This window comes from Actinomadura atramentaria DSM 43919 (assembly GCF_000381885.1).
GTDB lineage: Bacteria > Actinomycetota > Actinomycetes > Streptosporangiales > Streptosporangiaceae > Spirillospora > Spirillospora atramentaria.
In genome coordinates this window covers 201,340-217,487 of sequence record NZ_KB907214.1, presented here as the reverse complement: position 1 = coordinate 217,487, position 16,148 = coordinate 201,340, and the positions used below count along the sequence as shown (strand labels likewise).

Below are 16,148 nucleotides of genomic sequence, written 5' to 3'. Positions count from 1 at the left end.
CTTCACGGTTGCCGGGTGAATTCTTGGGCGAACGAATTGACGGCCGAGTGGTCTGGACCAGTTCCGTGGAAATGGGATCGCCGAGCGCCCGATCGTCCGGAAGAAACCCGCGCTGACCTGCGGTTTTGCTAAGCGCGCAAGCATTCCCGATCGCGCCAGGGAACGTCATCGGACGGGTGGGGTCGGGCGTGGGGTTCTCGCGGGGGACCGCATAGGCTGGCCATCATGTGCGGAATCGTGGGTTACGTCGGTGGGCAGTCGGCGCTCGAAGTCGTGGTCGAGGGCCTGGCCCGGCTGGAATACCGCGGATACGACTCGGCGGGAGTCGCGCTGGCGGCGGACGGGAGACTGGCGACGGCGAAGCGGGCGGGCAAGCTCGCCAACCTGCGCGCCGCGCTCGAGGAGGAGCCGCCCCCGGCGGGGACGGTGGGGATGGGGCACACCCGGTGGGCGACGCACGGCGCGCCGACCGACCACAACGCCCACCCCCACACCGACTGCACCGGGAACGTCGCGGTCATCCACAACGGGATCATCGAGAACTTCGCGGAGCTGCGCGCGGAGCTGGAGGAGGCCGGGCACAAGCTCGCGTCCGACACCGACACCGAGGCCGTCGCGCATCTGCTGGAGGACGAGCTGAAGTCCGGCGCGGGCCTGGCCGCCGCGCTGCGCGCGGTGTGCCGCCGGCTGGAGGGCGCGTTCACGCTGGTGGCGATGAGCGCGGCCGAGCCGGACGTGGTGGTCGGCGCGCGCCGCAACTCGCCGCTGGTGGTGGGCGTCGGGCAGGGCGAGAACTTCCTCGCCAGCGACGTCGCGGCGTTCATCGCGCACACGCGGGACGCGATCGAGCTGGGCCAGGACCAGGTGGTGGAGCTGCGCGCGGACGGCGTGACCGTCACCGACTTCGACGGCGCCCCGGCCGAGGTGACCGAGTACCACGTCGACTGGGACGTGTCGGCCGCCGAGAAGGGCGGCTACGACTACTTCATGCTGAAGGAGATCGCCGAGCAGCCGCGCGCGGTCGCCGACACGCTGCTCGGCAGGGTCGGCGCGGACGGCCGGCTGTCGCTGGACGAGATGCGCATCTCCGACAACGCGCTGCGCGACATCGACAAGGTCGTGATCGTCGCGTGCGGCACGGCGTACCACGCGGGCCTGATCGCCAAGTACGCCATCGAGCACTGGGCGGGTCTGCCGTGCGAGGTGGAGCTGGCGCACGAGTTCCGCTACCGCGACCCGATCCTGGGCCGGTCGACGCTGATGATCGCGATCTCGCAGTCCGGCGAGACGATGGACACGCTGATGGCGGTGCGGCACGCGCGCGAGCAGCGGGCGCGCGTTCTCGGGATCTGCAACGTCAACGGCTCGACGCTGCCGCGCGAGTGCGACGGCGTCCTCTACACGCACGCCGGGCCGGAGATCGCGGTCGCGTCGACGAAGGCGTTCCTGACGCAGCTCGTCGCGGTGTACCTGGTGGCGCTGTACCTCGGGCAGGTGCGCGGCACCAAGTGGGGCGACGAGGTCTCCGACATGGTCGGCCTGCTGGCGGAGATGCCGGCGAAGGTCGAGAAGGTGCTGGAGACGATGGAGCCGGTGCGCTCGCTGGCACGTTCCCTCGCGGACGAGCGGTGCGTGCTGTTCCTCGGCCGCCACGTCGGGTTCCCAGTGGCGATGGAGGGCGCGCTGAAGCTCAAGGAGCTGGCGTACATGCACGCGGAGGGTTTCGCGGCGGGCGAGCTGAAGCACGGCCCGATCGCGCTGATCGAGCAGGACCTGCCGGTCGTGGTGGTCGTCCCGCCGCGCGCCCGGGAGATCCTGCACGACAAGATCGTGTCGAACATCCAGGAGATCCGCGCGCGGGGGGCCCGCACGATCGTGATCGCCGAGGAGGGCGACACGTCGGTGGAGCCGTACGCGGACACGCTGATCAGCGTCCCGGCGGTGCCGACGCTGCTGCAGCCGCTGGTGACGACCGTCCCGCTGCAGGTGTTCGCGTGCGAGCTGGCGACGGCGAAGGGCCACGACGTGGACCAGCCCCGCAACCTGGCCAAGTCGGTCACGGTGGAGTGACGCGGCGGTCCCGTCCCGCGCGGCGCGGCCGCCGGGACGGGACCGGCGCGTCAGGAGTCCAGGTCGTACTCGCCCGCCCGGACCCGGCGGGCGAGGTCACGCCATTCACCGGGCGTGAGGAAAAGGGGAGCCGAGGGGTCGGCGTCGTCCCGGATGCCGACGGTTTGGTGAGAAGACAGTCGCGCGACGGCGACACAGGTGTTGCTCGCTCCGCAGCGGCTGCTCTTCGTCCAGCGGACCGGGGACGGCTTTTCTTCGCGCATCCCACCCCCTCATCGAATCGTGACGAAAGAAGGCGGCGTCATTGCCGGGAGGGGTACTACCCGTTTTGGGGCAAATTACCGATGCGTACTGGTTAGGTTGTTGCTCCCGGCCCGGAACCCTTCCGTGGTGCGAGCGCGTGGTGTACTGCCGTCCCCGCGCCGCGAGGACGGCGGTTCGTCCGCGAGATCGCGTCGGCGTCAGTCGCCGGTCGCGAGATCGAAAAGCCCGCCGCGGGTCTGCCGGACGAACGTCCGCCAGCCGTCACGGCTGATGGCCAGCGCCGGGCCCGCCGGGCCGCGCTTGGTGTCGCGCGCCCCGACCCGGCCCCCGGGGAGGGCGGCCACCTCGACGCACGTGGCGCTGCCGCCGCACCGGGTGCTCTTCCGCCACGCCGCTGTGTCCATCTCGATTCTGGCCATAAGTCACCCCTGTTGTTGTTCGGCCGATTTGCCCACTTTTTGGCGCGTGCCAAAAGACCCCGATTCTGAAAGAAGCTCACAAAAAAGGGGGTCCAAAAGGTGGGTTTGGTGCCCTGACTTTATCAGGAGAGAGCTGGTTCGCCGCTGCGGAACGGCCGTATCAGCGGGCGTCCGTCACGCCTTGGCGCGCCACCGCGCGGCCATTTCGGCCAGGAGCTCCAGCGACGCGTGGTGATCCAGTGAATCGGCCTTCATCCGCTCGTGCGCGAGGCGGTAGCGGTGCGTCTCGGCCTCACTCGTCAGATAGCTGAAAGTGAGGCTTTCGGTATGCACAACGTCCGGAAACGGGACAAGATGCTGATCCGCGAATTCGAGCAGCGTGAAGGACGAGCCGAGGATCGGGTGATCGTGCCGGAGCGGCAGGATGCGCACCGAGACGCACGGCTCGCGCGCGGCGCCGCGCAGCGCGGTGAGCTGGTCGGCCATCGTGGCGGGATCGCTGATGCGCCGCCACAGCACCGACTCGTCCAGGACGACGTCCAGCGCCAGCGGGTGCGGGCCGCGCAGCACCTGCTGGCGCAGCATCCGGACCTTGGTCAGCCGCTCCAGCTCGGTCGGCGGGACGGTCGCGACGACCTCCCAGCCGCGGATCACCGCGCGGGCGTACGCCTCGGTCTGCAGCAGCCCCGGGACGACCAGGTTCTCCCAGCAGCGGGCCCGGCCCGCGTCCGCCTCCAGCGCGATGAGCTGCGCGTAGTCCGGGCCGATCGAGGGGTAGTCCTCCCACCAGCCGCGCTCGGCGGCGTCCTGCGCGAGGGTCATCAGCTCGCTGAGCTGCGTACCGGTGACCCCGTACAGCTCCAGCAGCGCGGCGACGTCCCCGACGCGGGCGCCGGTGCGCGCGTTCTCCAACCGGCTCACCTTCGCGGTCGACCACGAGAGGCGGGACGCGACCTCGTCGCCCGTCATGGACTTCAGCTCGCGGAGCCTGCGCAGCTCGATGCCCAGCCTCCGCTGGCGGACGGTGGGACCGCGGGACGCGCTCATCGCTGGCTGACCTCTGCGGGGAGGGGGATCACAACGGGCAGTCTGCCGTACTCGCCTCGTTCGCGCCGATTGATGAACGAAGCCGTACCGCACACTGAAATTTGCAGGGAAATTCGACCGTAGCGCACGGGATCGGCGGCGGCCAGGGAACCGCCGGGACCGGCCGCACGCGGCCCGTAGCGCCTGTGACGCACGGGTAACCCGGGGACGCGGGTGATCACCGTGGCACCCTGGGTATGTGATCGTGGGAGTGGGCGTCGACGTGGCGGACATCGCGCGGTTCGAGGCGTCGCTGAAGCGGACGCCCGGCCTGCGCGCGCGGCTGTTCACCGCGGCCGAGGGCGGACTGCCCGGCCGGTCGCTGGCCGCGCGGTTCGCCGCCAAGGAGGCCTTGGCCAAGGCGCTCGGCGCGCCCGGCGGGCTGCGCTGGACCGACGCCGAGGTCCGCCGCGGGCCGGGCGGGCGGCCCGTCCTGCACGTCACCGGGACGGTCGCGGCGGCGGCGGCCGAGCGCGGCGTGACGGACTGGCACGTCTCGCTCAGCCACGACGGCGGCATCGCGACGGCGGTCGTGATCGCCGAGGCGCGGGAACAACCAGCGGAGACGGAGTAGTCCGATGCGGTACGCGCACGAGGTCGGCAAGGTCCGCGCGGCGGAGCGCGCCCTGATGGCGCGGCTCCCGGAGGGCGCGCTGATGGAGCGCGCGGCGGCCGGGCTCGCCGCCGTGTGCGCGCGGCTGCTGCCGCGCGTGTACGGGACGCGGGTCGTGCTGCTGGTCGGCGGCGGCGACAACGGCGGCGACGCGCTGTACGCGGGCGCGCGGCTGGCGCGGCGCGGCGCGCGGGTCGTCGCGCTGACCGCCGGGCGGTCCGCGCACGCGGGCGGCGTCGCGGCGCTGCGCGCGGCCGGCGGCCGGACGGCGCCGGTCGGCGATCCGCCGGGCGCGGCCGTCGCGGCGGAGCTCGACGCGGCGGAACTGATCATCGACGGGCTCACCGGCATCGGCGGGTCCGGGGCGCTGCGCGAGCCGCACGCGGCGCTGGCCCGGCTGGCGTCGCGCGCGCCCGGCACGGTCGTGGCGTGCGACGTGCCGAGCGGCGTGGACGCGGGCACCGGCGAGGTGCGCGGCGAGACCGTCCACGCGGACGTCACCGTCACGTTCGGGACGCACAAGCCGGGGCTGCTCGTCGATCCGGGCGCGGCGCGGTGCGGCGTGGTGGAGCTGGTGGACATCGGCCTCGGCGCGGACCTGCCCGACCCCGACGTCGTCGCGGCGCGGCCCGACGACGTCCGGCCGCCCGCGCCCGGCCCCGAGTCCGACAAGTACCGGCGCGGCGTCGTCGGGATCATCGCGGGCAGCGGGGCGTACCCGGGCGCGGCGGTGCTGAGCGCGGGCGGCGGCGTGCGGGGCGGCGCGGGGATGGTGCGGTTCGCGTCCGACGAGCACGCCGTGGAGCTCGTCCGGCAGGCGCGGCCGGAGACGGTCACGACGATCATCGAGCCGGGGCCGGACGTGCTGGAGCGCGTCGGCCGCGTCCAGGCGTGGGTCGTCGGGCCCGGCCTCGGCGCGGGCGAGCGCGCGGAGTCGCTGGTCGGCGCGGTGCTCGGCGCGGACGTCCCGGTCCTGGTCGACGCGGACGGCCTCAACGCCGTGTCCCGCTCGGACGCGCTGCGCCGCGCGCTGCTGCGCCGCGAGCGGCCGACCGTCCTCACCCCGCACGCGGGCGAGCTGTCCCGGCTGGTCGGCGTCCCGCGCGACGCGATCGAGGCGCGGCGGCTGGAGCACGCCCGCCGCGCCGCCGACGAGCTGGGCGCGACGGTGCTGCTCAAGGGCTCCACCACGCTCGTCGCCGAGACCGACCGGCCGGTCCGCGTCAACCGGACCGGCACGCCGTGGCTGGCGACGGCCGGGACGGGCGACGTCCTGTCCGGGCTGATCGGCGCGCTGCTGGCGGGCGGGATGGCGGCGCTGGAGGCCGCGGCGGCGGGCGCGTACCTGCACGGGCTCGCGGCGCGGCTCGCGGCGGGCCGCGCGGGGGCGGAGGCGCCGATCAGCGCGGAGGACGTCCTGGCGGCGCTGCCGGACGCGTTCCGCACGCTCGACTGACCGTCCCGGGGGCGGGCGGCGCACCGCCCACCGGGGACCGAGCGGCACACTGGGTGATTATGAGCAGTCCTGCACAGGCCCGCGTCGACCTCGACGCCGTCAGCGGCAACGTCGCGCTGCTGCGCGAGCGCGCGGCGGGCGCCGAGGTCATGGCGATGATCAAGGCCGAGGCGTACGGGCACGGCCTGGTGCCGGTGGCGCGCGCGGCGCTGGCGGGCGGCGCGACGTGGCTCGGCGTCGCGAAGGTCGCCGAGGGGCTGGCGCTGCGCGCGGCCGGGGTGGCGGGCGTGCCGGTGCTGGCCGGGCTGAGCGTGCCCGGCGAGCCGTACGCGGAGGCCGTCTCGGTCGGCGTGGACCTCGTCGTCGGCGACCGGTGGATGCTGGACGAGCTGGCCGCCGCCGCGCCGCGCGCCGGGCGGCCCGCGCGCGTCCACCTCAAGGCCGACACCGGCATGACGCGCGGCGGCACCGGCCCCGGCGGCTGGGCGGGCCTGGTCGACGCGGTGCTCGCGGCGGAGGCGGCGGGCGTCCTGGAGGTCGTCGGCGTCATGTCGCACTTCGCGTGCGCGGACGAGCCGGGCCATCCGTCGATCGTCCGGCAGCTCGCGGCGTTCACCGAGATGGCCGCGCACGCGGAGAAGGCGGCGGGGCGGCGGCTGGTGAAGCATCTGGCGAACTCGGCGGCGGCGCTGACGCTGCCGGAGGCGCGGTTCGACGTCGTCCGGCCCGGCATCGCGGTGTACGGGCTGACGCCGATCCCGGCGCGCGGCGGGTTCGGGCTGCGGCCCGCGATGACGCTGACGGCGGACGCGGCGCTGGTCAAGCGCGTCCCGGCGGGCGCGGGCGTGTCCTACGGGCACACCTACGTCACCGAGCGGGAGACGACGCTGGCGGTCGTGCCCGCCGGGTACGGCGACGGCGTGCCCCGGCACGGGTCGAACCTGCTGGAGGTGTTCGCCGCCGGACGCCGCCGCCGCATCGCGGGCCGCGTCTGCATGGACCAGTTCGTCATCGACCTCGGCGACGACGCGATGGCGGCGGGCGACGAGGTCGTCCTGTTCGGGCCGGGGGACCGGGGCGAGCCGACCGCGCAGGACTGGGCGGACGCGCTCGGCACCATCTCCTACGAGATCGTCACGCGGATCGGCGGCCGGGTGCCGCGCGTCTACACCGGGGGGCCGGATGTCTGAGCGGGCGCGCGTCCCGTCGAGCCGGCGGCGCAAGGCGGGGATCGCCGGGGCCGTCGCGGGCGCGGGCGCGGCCGGGATCGGCGCGGCGGTCGGGCTGCGGCGGCTGGCGGTCGGGCGGATGCGGCTGCGGCCCGACCCGGACGCGGCGGAGGCGTTCGGCGCGCGGCGCGGCACGCCGGTGCCCGTCCTCGCGTCGGACGGGCTGCCGCTGCACGTCGAGGCCGACGGTCCGGACGACGCGCCGCTCACGATCGTCTTCTGCCACGGCTACTGCCTGAACCTGCACACCTGGCACTACCAGCGGCGCGACCTGCCGGGCCAGCTCGGGGACGGCGTCCGGTACGTCTACTGGGACCAGCGCAGCCACGGGCGGTCCGGGCGCGGCGACCCGGCGTCGGCGACCATCGACCAGACCGGGGCGGACCTGGCGGCGGTGCTCGCGGCGACGGTCCCGGCGGACGGGCGCGTCCTGCTCGTCGGCCACTCGATGGGCGGGATGACGATCATGGCGCTGGCGGCGGCGCGTCCCGAGCTGTTCGGGGAGCGGGTCGTCGGGACCGTGCTGGTCAACACCTCGGCGGGCGACCTGAGCGAGATGACGCTCGGGCTGCCGCTGGTGCTGGCGAAGCTGATCCGGCCGATCGCGCCGGGGACGCTGCGCGGCCTCGGGCGGCGCGCCGACCTGGTCGACCGGGTGCGCGGCGCGGGGGCCGATCTGGCGTTCGTCGTCACCCGTAGGATGGCGTTCGCCGACCGGTACGTCAGCCCGTCCGTCGTGGACTTCACCGAGCAGATGATCCGCGCGACGCCGATCGACGTGATCGCGGAGTTCTACCCGACGCTCGTCGGGCACGACAAGGCGGACGCGCTGGCCGTCCTGGCGCGCGTCCCGTCGATCGTGCTGGTCGCCGGGCGGGACCGGTTCACCCCGCCGGAGCACGGCCGCGCGGTCGCGGCGGCGCTGGGCGGGGAACTGGTCGAGATCGCCGACGCCGGGCACGTGCTGCCGCTGGAGCATCCCGGCGCGGTGACGGGGGCGGTGCGGCGGCTGGCCGGCCGGGTGCGGTCCGAACCGAGGGAGCAGAGCGCGTGAACGACGGGGTTTCCGACGGGGTTTCCGCCGCGGTGGCGGTCGTGGTGCCGACCGCCGAGGAGATGCGGGCGTTCGGCGAGCGGCTCGCGGGGCTGCTGCGGGCGGGCGACCTGCTCGTCCTCACCGGCGACCTCGGCGCGGGCAAGACGACCCTGACGCAGGGCATCGGGGCGGGGCTGAACGTGCGGGGGCCGGTCACCTCGCCGACGTTCGTCATCGCGCGCGTGCATCCGCCGCTCGGGGACGGGCCCGCGCTCGTCCACGTGGACGCCTACCGCCTCGGCGGCTTCGCCGAGCTGGACGACCTCGACCTGGACGCGTCCCTCGACGACGCCGTGACGATCGTGGAATGGGGCGCGGGGCTCGCGGAGGGGCTGGCCGACGAGCGGCTGGAATTGATCATTTCCCGGGGGCCCGAGGGAACGGGCGAGGAGCGGGTCGTCCGGGTCGCCGGGGTGGGCGCGCGGTGGGCGCACATGCCCGATGATCTGCACTGATGCGAAACCTCTTCATATTTTTCCGTAAGGGGTAAGTGACACCTTTGCGGGAGGATGTCGTACCCTTTGCCGGAACGTAGGCTCACCTTCGCAAATCAGTAGATTTGTCGCTTGGTAGGAGTGGGATCCGGTGAACGGCGGCCAGCGCGGCGACGACCGCGGCACGGAGGGCTACCGCGCTGCCTGGTGGAACAGCGGGCACCCCGCGGGCGCGCCCGACACGGGCGTTTCCGACCCGGGCGCGCCCGGTACGGGGGAGCCCGGCACGGGCGCGTTCAGCACGGAAGCGTTCAGCACGGGCGCGCCCGGCACGGCGGCGTTCGACACGGGCGCGTTCAGCACGGGCTCGTTCAACACGGGCGAACAGCCCACGGGCGGCCACGCCACGGGCCCCTACACGACCGGCTCGCAGGAACCGACCCCGTACGGCGGCGGCGCGTACGGCTCCGGCCAGCAGAACTCCGGCCCCTACCCCAGCCCGACCGACTCCGGCGCGTTCGGCGGTCCCTCCGGCTCGGGCCCCTACAGCAGCCCCGCGGACTCCGGCGCGTTCGGCGGGTCGTCCGGTTCTGGGGCGTACGGCAGCCCCACCGACTCCGGGGCGTTCGGCGGCCCCGCGGACTCCGGCGCGTACGGCGGCGGCGCGTACGGCTCGGGCGCGTACGGCTCCGGCCAGCGGAACTCCGGCCCTTACAGCAGCCCGGCGGACTCCGGCGCGTACGGCGGTACCTCCCGCTCTGGCCCCTACAACAGCCCCGCAGACTCTGGCCTGTACGGCGGCCCCACCAACTCGGGCGTGGGCGGGTCATCCGGCTCGGGCGTGGGCGGGCTGTCCGGGTCCGGGGCGTACGGGTCCGGGGCGTACGGCAGGCCCGTCGGCTCGGGCGCGTACGGCGGCGGGTCTTCTGACTCCGGCGCGTTCGGCGGTCCGTCCGACTCGGGCGCGTTCGGTGGGTCGTCCGGGTCCGGGCCGTACGGCGGCGGTGCCTTCGGGCCGTACGAGACCGGGCCGTACGGGACGCCGCCCGCCGACGCCGTGCGCGACTCGGCGCGGGCGCGCGGCGGCTCGTCCGGCGAAGAGCGCCCGGGCGGCGCGGACACCGGACGGAACGCGCGTTTCTCGGGAACCCGCTGGGAAGGCGTCGGCGCGCGTGACGTCGGCGCGAACGGCACGGGCTCTCGAAGCGCGGGTTTCCCAACCACGGGTTCTCCGAGCACGGGCTCCCCGAGCACGGGCTCCCCGAGCACGGGCTCCCCGAACACGGGCTCTCCGAGCACGGGCTCAGCCGACGCGGGCTTCCCGGACACGAGTTCCCCGGCCACGGGTACCAGGGCGGGCGACCGCTGGCAGGACTCGAACGACACCGGCGCTCGGCGTACGGGCTCGCGGAGCGCGAGTTCGCCCAGCGCGAGTTCGCCCAGCGCGAGTTCGCCCAGCGCGAGTTCGTCTGGTTCGCGCGGCGGGAGTTCGCGGAGTTCGGGGGCGCGGCGGTCCGCGAGCGGCAACCACCGGGTCGTGCGGGAGCGCGGGCGGGGCGGGCGGGTCCCGTTCGTCCTCGCCGGGGTGCTGGCGGGCGTGACGGCGGGCGCGTTCGCCGTCTACCTCGTCGTCAGCGGGCACGGCGGCGGGGAGGCGACGACGGGCGGCAACGTCGCCGTCCAGACCCCGATGGCGGCGGGAGAGCAGACCGAGGTCCCCGACGCCTGCACCACGCTGCCCGCCGCGACCGCCGACAAGCTCGCCCCGCACGCCGACCGGACCACGGCCGACAACTACCAGGCCAGCGACCGGCAGAACCAGTGCGTCTGGGGCGCGTACACCGGCTCCCGCAAGCGCGTGCTGGCCGTCGAGCTGCGCGCCGTGGACGCCGCGGGCGCGGCCACCGCGACGCAGACGGCGACGAAGGCGTTCGAGTCCGAGCGCGCCGCCGACGAGTCCGGCAAGTCGCTGCTCGGCGGCCAGACGTTCAAGGACAAGAAGCGCGTGGACGGCCTCGGCGAGGAGAACTACATCGTCTACAGCCAGGACGGCGGCGACGGTTCGGGCACGGCCGTCGCGAACGTCCGCGCCGGGAACGTCCTGGTGACCGTCCGGTACACCGGCGGCGACGGCGGCAAGCCGCTCGGCGCGGACCAGGCGATGGGCGGCGCGCAGGAGGCCGCGCGCGCGATGCTCGGGGAGCTGGGCCTGCGCTGACGCCGGGCGGCGGCGCGCGCGTCCTGGACTACGCTGCGTCCGTGCTGGTTCTCGCTTTCGACACCGCGACGGCGGCGGTCACCGTAGCGCTCCACGAGTGGATTCCCGGCGAGACGGTCCGCGCCCGCGCGTCCGCCGACGCCGTGGACGCCCGCCGCCACACCGAGCTGCTGACGCCCGCCGTGGAGGGCGTCCTGGCCGAGGCGGGCGCGGCGCCCGCCGACCTGTCGGCCATCGCGGTCGGCGTCGGCCCCGGCCCCTACACCGGGCTGCGCGTCGGGCTGGTCACCGCGCGGTCGCTGGGCGAGGCGCTGCAGATCCCCGTCCACGGCGTCTGCACGCTGGACGCCATCGCGTGGGCGTCGGGCCGCACCGAGCCGTTCGCGGTCGCGACCGACGCGCGCCGCAAGGAGGTCTACTGGGCGCGGTACGCCGCGGCGGGCGTCCGCGTCACGGGCCCGGCGGTCGGCCCGGCCGCCGACGTGCTGGACGGCGTGTCCGGCGACCTGCCCGTCATCGGGGAGGGCGCGGTGCTGTACTCGGACGTCCTCGGCGGCTCCGGCGCGGCCCCCGACCCGCTGCGCCCGTCCGCGACAGCTCTCGCGGACCTGGTCGTGGCGCGGCTGTCCGGCCGCCCCGGTCCCGAGCTGCTGCCGCCCGAGCCGCTGTACCTGCGCCGCCCGGACGCCGCCGCGCCCGGCCCGCGCAAGAAGGTGACGCCCGCGTGAGCGGTCCCGTCGTGCTGCGGACGATGACGCTCGCGGACCTGCCCGCCGTCCACGCGCTGGAGGAGCGGCTGTTCCCCGACGACGCGTGGTCGGAGCAGATGCTGCGCGACGAGCTGGCCGACCAGCCGCGCACCCGCCACTACGTGGTCGCGGAGGCCGGCGGCGAGATCGTCGGCTACGCGGGCCTGGCGGCGGCGGGCGGCCAGGCGGACGTGCAGACCATCGGCGTCCGCGCCGACCAGCGCGGCGCGGGCCTCGGCGCGGCGCTGCTCACCGAGCTGCTCGCCGAGGCCGACCGGCGCGCCAGCGAGGCCGTGTTCCTGGAGGTCCGCGCCGACAACGCCGCCGCGCAGCGGCTGTACGAGCGGTTCGGGTTCCAGCGGATCGGGCTGCGGCGGGGCTACTACCAGCCGTCCGGCATGGACGCGATCGTGATGAGCCGCCGACCGAAGCGCAGGGGTCCGGTCGGCTTCACCCGGGGGGAGAGCTGATGATCATCGACTCCGAGCCGATCGTGCTCGGCATCGAGACGTCCTGCGACGAGACCGGCGTCGGGATCGTCCGGGGCACGACGCTGCTGGGCGAGTCGATCGCGTCCAGCGTCGAGCAGCACGCCCGCTTCGGGGGCGTCGTGCCGGAGGTCGCGTCCCGCGCGCACCTGGAGGCGATGACGCCGACCGTCGAGCGGGCGCTGGCCGAGGCGGGCCTGACGTTCGCCGACGTGGACGCGTTCGCCGTCACCGCCGGGCCCGGCCTGCCCGGCGCGCTCATGGTCGGCGTCGCCGCCGCGAAGGCGTACGCGCTGTCGCTCGGCCGGCCGCTGTACGGCGTCCACCACCTCGCCGCGCACGTCGCCGTCGACCAGCTCGAACACGGGAAGCTGCCCAAGCCGTGCGTGGCGCTGCTGGTGTCGGGCGGGCACTCGTCGCTGCTGCTCGTGCCGGACGTGGCGTCGGACGTCCAGTCCCTCGGCGCGACCGTGGACGACGCGGCGGGCGAGGCGTTCGACAAGGTCGCGCGCGTCCTGGACCTCGGGTTCCCCGGCGGCCCGCACATCGACCGCGCCGCCCGCGCGGGCGACCCCGCCGCCATCGCGTTCCCGCGCGGCAAGTACGCGGACGGCACCTACGACTTCTCGTTCTCCGGGCTGAAGACGGCCGTCGCCCGCTGGGTCGAGGCGCGGCAGCGCGCGGGCGAGGCGGTGCCCGTCGCGGACGTCGCCGCGTCGTTCCAGGAGGCCGTCGTGGACGTCCTCACGCGCAAGGCGCTGGCGGTCTGCCGCGACCACGGCGTCGGGGACCTGGTCATCGGCGGCGGCGTCGCCGCGAACTCGCGGCTGCGCGCGCTCGCGCAGGAGCGCTGCGACGCGGCGGGGGTGCGGCTGCGCATCCCGCGTCCGAAGCTCTGCACCGACAACGGCGCGATGGTCGCGGCGCTCGGCGCGGAACTGGTCGGCGCGGGGATCGCGCCGTCCGCGCTGAGCCTCCCGGCGGACTCCAGCCTGCCGATCGAGGTCGTGTCCCTGTAAGCGGCCTCGCCTGGGCGAGTGCGGCATCGCTTCGCGCTCCGCCGTCGGCGTGGATTCCCCGGCGGCGGTCAACGCACGCGCGCCGTGGCCGGGGCCGCTCCGTCAGCCCGTGGCGGCGGTGCCGAGTTCGGCGAGCGCCGCGCTGAGGAAGTCCTCGTGGAGCCGCGCCTGCGCCTCGTCGAGCACGCGGCCGTTGCGTTCCGGCAGCAGGTCGACCACGGCGCGGACGTCCCACAGCGGGTCGTGGTCGTAGCCGCCCGACACCTGGTCGTACACCGCCAGGAACCGTTCGGCGACCGGCAGCCCGTAGCGCAGCGCCAGGTGGACGCGCATCGTCGCGACGTCCACGGCGGCCGGGCCGCAGGACGCCTCCGACCAGTCCACGACGCCGCTGAGCGCGCCGAACGACCAGAGCGTGTTGTCGGGCTGGTAGTCACGGTGGACGAACACCGGCGGCGCGGTCGGCGCGGGCCCGGCCGCGACGTCCATCGCGTGCTCCCACAGGTCCGGCCGGGCCGAGCAGCGCGGCGGCGCGGGCCGCTCCGGACCGGCCAGCGGCATGTACGGCGGCATCGACGCCGCGCCGCGCACGGCGTGGATCGGGACCAGCGCGGCGGCCACCTGGATCAGGAAGACCGCCAGGTCGCCCGGCGTGGGGCGCAGTGCGGTGCCGGGCAGCTCGCGCAGCAGCAGCGACGGCGCCTCGGCGTAGACGCCCGCCGGGTCGGCCGCGACGAGTTCGGGCGCGGCGACCTCGTTGCCGCGCATCAGGGTCAGCGCGGCGATCTCCCGTTCGGGCGAGTACTCCGCCGCGAGCCGGGCCTCGCGCTCGTCGGCGGGCGGCGCCCAGCGGCGCAGCACGTACTTGTCGACCTCGCCGGAGCCGCTCTCGATGACGAGCGCGTGGTTGGCGTGGCCGCCGCCGGGCAGCGCGCGGATGCCCCGGACCGTGGAGCCCAGGCCGCAGCACTCCTCGATCCAGCGCAGCGTCCGCCGGCCGGGCGGGCGACGGGTCGCGTCCGAGTCGGTCACGAGATCCATCAAAACGGATTCCGGCGGGCATGGGGAGTGATTTTGCGAAGACGGAACGTCACACGTCGCACGTCATCACGGTGAATGAGTCACGAAGTCCGGGCCAGCGGGCAGTGATCCGGAGGAACCGGGGTGAACCGGGCGGCGGGTCACGGCTCCTTGCCGTCGCGGCGCGGGCGCAGCAGCGCCTCGGCCAGCGCGAGCATCGTCTCCTCCAGCGTCGAGAGGCGCTTCAGGACGTCCTCGTGGACGGCCGTGACCTGCTTGGCGACGTCGCCGTGGATCGCCTCGACGCGGCGGCCGACCTCGTCCTGCACGTCCCCGAAGCGGCGGCCGACCTCCGCCTGGACCGCCTCGGTGCGCCGCGCGACCTCGTCCTGCACGCCGTCGACGCGCTTGGCGACCTCGTCCTGGACGCCGCCGACCTGCCGCGTCACGGTCTCGACCAGGCCGCCGACCTGCCGGGCCAGGTCGTGCTGGGCGTCGCCGAGCCGCCGCGAGACGTCCTCGCGCACGCCGCCGACCTGCCGCGCCACCTCGTCGCGCACCGCCTCGACCTGCTTCTCGACCTGCTTGCCGACCTGCCGCTCGACGCGTTCGGCGACGTCCGCGTGGACGGACTCGACGCGCCGCGACACCAGCTCCACGCGGGCGGTGAAGTCCCCGAGCGCGCCGTCCACCCGGCGTCCGACCTCCTCCTGGAGGCCCTCGACGCCCGCGCGGACCTCGTCGTGGAGGGCGGAGAACCGGCGGGCGAACTCGGCCGCGTCGCCGCCCGCCGCCTCCGCGACGCGGGCCAGCGCCGCCTCGACCTCGTCGCGGTCCGGGCGGGCGCGCAGCTCGTCCAGCAGCGGGTTGACGGCCTCCGCGAGGTGCTCCTCCAGCGCGTCGAACCGGTCGTCGTGGTCGAGCACCGGGCGGGCCGCCAGCTCGGCCAGCGTCCGGCGCAGGTCCGCGATCTCCAGCACGGCCGGGAGCCGGTCGACGCGGACGGCGACGTCCTCCAGCCGGTCGTCGACGCGCTCGAAGCGGCCGTCGATCCCCTCCAACTTCCCGGTGAGGCCGCTCAGCCGCCCGTCGAGCCCGTCCAGCCGCCCGCCGACGCCCTCGACGCGGCCGTTCACGGCGTCGAGGCCCTGCTCGACGCGCTCGGCCATGTCGCCCAGCGACCGCTCGACGCGGGTGGCGACGCCGGTGATCGAGTGCTCCAGCCGGTCGTTGCGGTGGCCCAGGTCCGCGAGGGACTTGTCGAGCCGGTTGAACCGGACCGACGCGGCCTCCATGCTGCCCTGCAGCTTGTCGAGGCGCTTGGTCATCTCCGTGACGCGCTGCGACGCCTGCCGGGTCGCCTCGCTGATTTCCCGCGCCGCGTCCAGCACCGTCTGGATGCGGCCGAGACCGTCCTCGACCTGCTCGGCCACCACGCCGACGTCCGCCCACAGCGCGGGCAGCTCCGCGACCGGCTTCATCCGCTCGCCCATCGACGCGACGTGCGACGTGACGTGCTCGGCGAGGCCCGTCGCCCAGTCCGGCGTCCGGCCGGACAGGTCGGCCACCTGCCCCCGGACGGTGTCCACCTGGCCCCGGACGGTGTCGAGCTGCCCCGTCAGCCCGGTCAGCTCGCGCTCGCGCACCTCCCGCAGCAGCCATTCCATCCCCTCGAGCCGCTGCCGGACCTCGTCCAGCACCTGGCCCTGCGAGCGCTGTTCGTAGACGTGGTCCTGCGCCGCACGGGCGAGCAGCTCCCGCATCCGGTCCGAGACCGGCTGACCCCCTGTCCGCAGGAAGTGCTGATTCGTTTCCACGCGAGGCTCCTTCGTGCGCCGGGACGGTGAAAGGGCGTCCGGCAATGAATCGTGAGGCGGCTCACTGTAGTGCTTCGGGATCTTGAGCCGGACCGCGTCGGCGGCGCCGGAAACAAGTGCGCGGAAAGGCCGACGAGCCGGGAATCTGGCCGCATCGGCGGTGGATCGGG

15 protein-coding genes are annotated in these 16,148 nt (G+C 74.9%); 10 read left to right on the top strand and 5 right to left on the bottom strand.

Features of this window, described 5'->3' with window-relative positions; all coding sequences use genetic code 11:
- Positions 1-225 precede the first annotated feature (225 nt).
- The gene (glmS, locus tag G339_RS0118480; RefSeq protein WP_019632566.1) at positions 226-2,070 is read left to right on the top strand and encodes a glutamine--fructose-6-phosphate transaminase (isomerizing); all 1,845 of its coding nucleotides are present in this window, start codon (positions 226-228) and stop codon (positions 2,068-2,070) included.
- 50 nt (positions 2,071-2,120) lie between these two features.
- Here the strand turns inward: glmS and G339_RS37945 are convergent, their stop codons facing one another.
- The 3 genes from G339_RS37945 to G339_RS0118470 form a co-directional block, all read right to left on the bottom strand.
- Positions 2,121-2,333 carry a DUF397 domain-containing protein gene (locus G339_RS37945; RefSeq protein WP_084693309.1) on the bottom strand — a complete coding sequence of 71 codons (213 nt, stop codon included), beginning with the start codon at positions 2,331-2,333 and terminating at the stop codon, positions 2,121-2,123.
- 198 nt (positions 2,334-2,531) lie between these two features.
- On the bottom strand, positions 2,532-2,753 hold the full coding sequence (locus tag G339_RS0118475; RefSeq protein WP_019632565.1) for a DUF397 domain-containing protein: 222 nt from the start codon (positions 2,751-2,753) through the stop codon (positions 2,532-2,534).
- Between the two features lie 174 nt (positions 2,754-2,927).
- Positions 2,928-3,800 carry a helix-turn-helix domain-containing protein gene (locus tag G339_RS0118470; protein WP_019632564.1) on the bottom strand — a complete coding sequence of 291 codons (873 nt, stop codon included), beginning with the start codon at positions 3,798-3,800 and terminating at the stop codon, positions 2,928-2,930.
- Positions 3,801-4,038: 238 nt separating this feature from the next.
- Here G339_RS0118470 and G339_RS0118465 point away from each other — a divergent pair, with 238 nt between their 5' ends.
- The 9 genes from G339_RS0118465 (at position 4,039) to tsaD (ending at position 13,141) form a co-directional block, all read left to right on the top strand.
- Positions 4,039-4,413 (top strand): holo-ACP synthase, encoded by a 375-nt coding sequence (locus G339_RS0118465; RefSeq protein ID WP_026341569.1) that lies wholly within the window; start codon positions 4,039-4,041, stop codon positions 4,411-4,413.
- Between the two features lie 4 nt (positions 4,414-4,417).
- Positions 4,418-5,908, top strand: coding sequence for a bifunctional ADP-dependent NAD(P)H-hydrate dehydratase/NAD(P)H-hydrate epimerase (locus tag G339_RS0118460; protein WP_019632562.1), 1,491 nt, complete (start codon positions 4,418-4,420; stop codon positions 5,906-5,908).
- A 59-nt stretch (positions 5,909-5,967) separates the two neighbouring features.
- Complete coding sequence (gene alr, locus G339_RS0118455; protein WP_019632561.1) at positions 5,968-7,098, top strand: alanine racemase; 1,131 nt, start codon at positions 5,968-5,970, stop codon at positions 7,096-7,098.
- Complete coding sequence (locus G339_RS0118450; protein WP_019632560.1) at positions 7,091-8,191, top strand: alpha/beta fold hydrolase; 1,101 nt, start codon at positions 7,091-7,093, stop codon at positions 8,189-8,191. Before alr ends, G339_RS0118450 begins: the two co-directional genes overlap by 8 nt.
- Positions 8,188-8,688 carry a tRNA (adenosine(37)-N6)-threonylcarbamoyltransferase complex ATPase subunit type 1 TsaE gene (tsaE, locus tag G339_RS0118445; protein WP_276203771.1) on the top strand — a complete coding sequence of 167 codons (501 nt, stop codon included), beginning with the start codon at positions 8,188-8,190 and terminating at the stop codon, positions 8,686-8,688. The genes G339_RS0118450 and tsaE overlap by 4 nt, the downstream gene beginning before the upstream one ends.
- 130 nt (positions 8,689-8,818) lie before the next feature.
- Positions 8,819-10,885: a hypothetical protein gene (locus G339_RS40480; protein ID WP_026341568.1), complete on the top strand. Its 2,067-nt coding sequence runs from the start codon at positions 8,819-8,821 to the stop codon at positions 10,883-10,885.
- A gap of 41 nt (positions 10,886-10,926) precedes the next feature.
- The gene (gene tsaB, locus G339_RS0118435; protein ID WP_019632558.1) at positions 10,927-11,613 is read left to right on the top strand and encodes a tRNA (adenosine(37)-N6)-threonylcarbamoyltransferase complex dimerization subunit type 1 TsaB; all 687 of its coding nucleotides are present in this window, start codon (positions 10,927-10,929) and stop codon (positions 11,611-11,613) included.
- Between the two features lie 23 nt (positions 11,614-11,636).
- Positions 11,637-12,104, top strand: a complete 468-nt coding sequence (rimI, locus tag G339_RS0118430) for a ribosomal protein S18-alanine N-acetyltransferase (protein ID WP_033323584.1) — start codon at positions 11,637-11,639, stop codon at positions 12,102-12,104.
- Positions 12,104-13,141, top strand: a complete 1,038-nt coding sequence (gene tsaD, locus G339_RS0118425) for a tRNA (adenosine(37)-N6)-threonylcarbamoyltransferase complex transferase subunit TsaD (RefSeq protein ID WP_019632556.1) — start codon at positions 12,104-12,106, stop codon at positions 13,139-13,141. The genes rimI and tsaD overlap by 1 nt, the downstream gene beginning before the upstream one ends.
- Before the next feature lie 102 nt (positions 13,142-13,243).
- Here the strand turns inward: tsaD and G339_RS0118420 are convergent, their stop codons facing one another.
- On the bottom strand, positions 13,244-14,182 hold the full coding sequence (locus G339_RS0118420) for a phosphotransferase family protein (RefSeq protein ID WP_026341567.1): 939 nt from the start codon (positions 14,180-14,182) through the stop codon (positions 13,244-13,246).
- Positions 14,183-14,322: 140 nt separating this feature from the next.
- A complete protein-coding gene (locus G339_RS0118415) occupies positions 14,323-15,978 on the bottom strand; it encodes an apolipoprotein A1/A4/E domain-containing protein (RefSeq protein ID WP_033323498.1) in 1,656 nt (551 codons plus the stop codon).
- Positions 15,979-16,148: the final 170 nt, after the last annotated feature.

Excerpts from the sequence above, each read along its gene's own strand:
- glmS (WP_019632566.1), top strand. The coding sequence starts at position 226 with ATGTGCGGAATCGTGGGTTACGTCGGTGGGCAGTCGGCGCTCGAAGTC.
- G339_RS37945 (WP_084693309.1), bottom strand. The coding sequence starts at position 2,333 with ATGCGCGAAGAAAAGCCGTCCCCGGTCCGCTGGACGAAGAGCAGCCGC.
- G339_RS0118475 (WP_019632565.1), bottom strand. The coding sequence starts at position 2,753 with ATGGCCAGAATCGAGATGGACACAGCGGCGTGGCGGAAGAGCACCCGG.
- G339_RS0118470 (WP_019632564.1), bottom strand. The coding sequence starts at position 3,800 with ATGAGCGCGTCCCGCGGTCCCACCGTCCGCCAGCGGAGGCTGGGCATC.
- G339_RS0118460 (WP_019632562.1), top strand. The coding sequence starts at position 4,418 with ATGCGGTACGCGCACGAGGTCGGCAAGGTCCGCGCGGCGGAGCGCGCC.
- alr (WP_019632561.1), top strand. The coding sequence starts at position 5,968 with ATGAGCAGTCCTGCACAGGCCCGCGTCGACCTCGACGCCGTCAGCGGC.
- G339_RS0118450 (WP_019632560.1), top strand. The coding sequence starts at position 7,091 with ATGTCTGAGCGGGCGCGCGTCCCGTCGAGCCGGCGGCGCAAGGCGGGG.
- rimI (WP_033323584.1), top strand. The coding sequence starts at position 11,637 with ATGACGCTCGCGGACCTGCCCGCCGTCCACGCGCTGGAGGAGCGGCTG.
- tsaD (WP_019632556.1), top strand. The coding sequence starts at position 12,104 with ATGATCATCGACTCCGAGCCGATCGTGCTCGGCATCGAGACGTCCTGC.
- G339_RS0118420 (WP_026341567.1), bottom strand. The coding sequence starts at position 14,182 with ATGGATCTCGTGACCGACTCGGACGCGACCCGTCGCCCGCCCGGCCGG.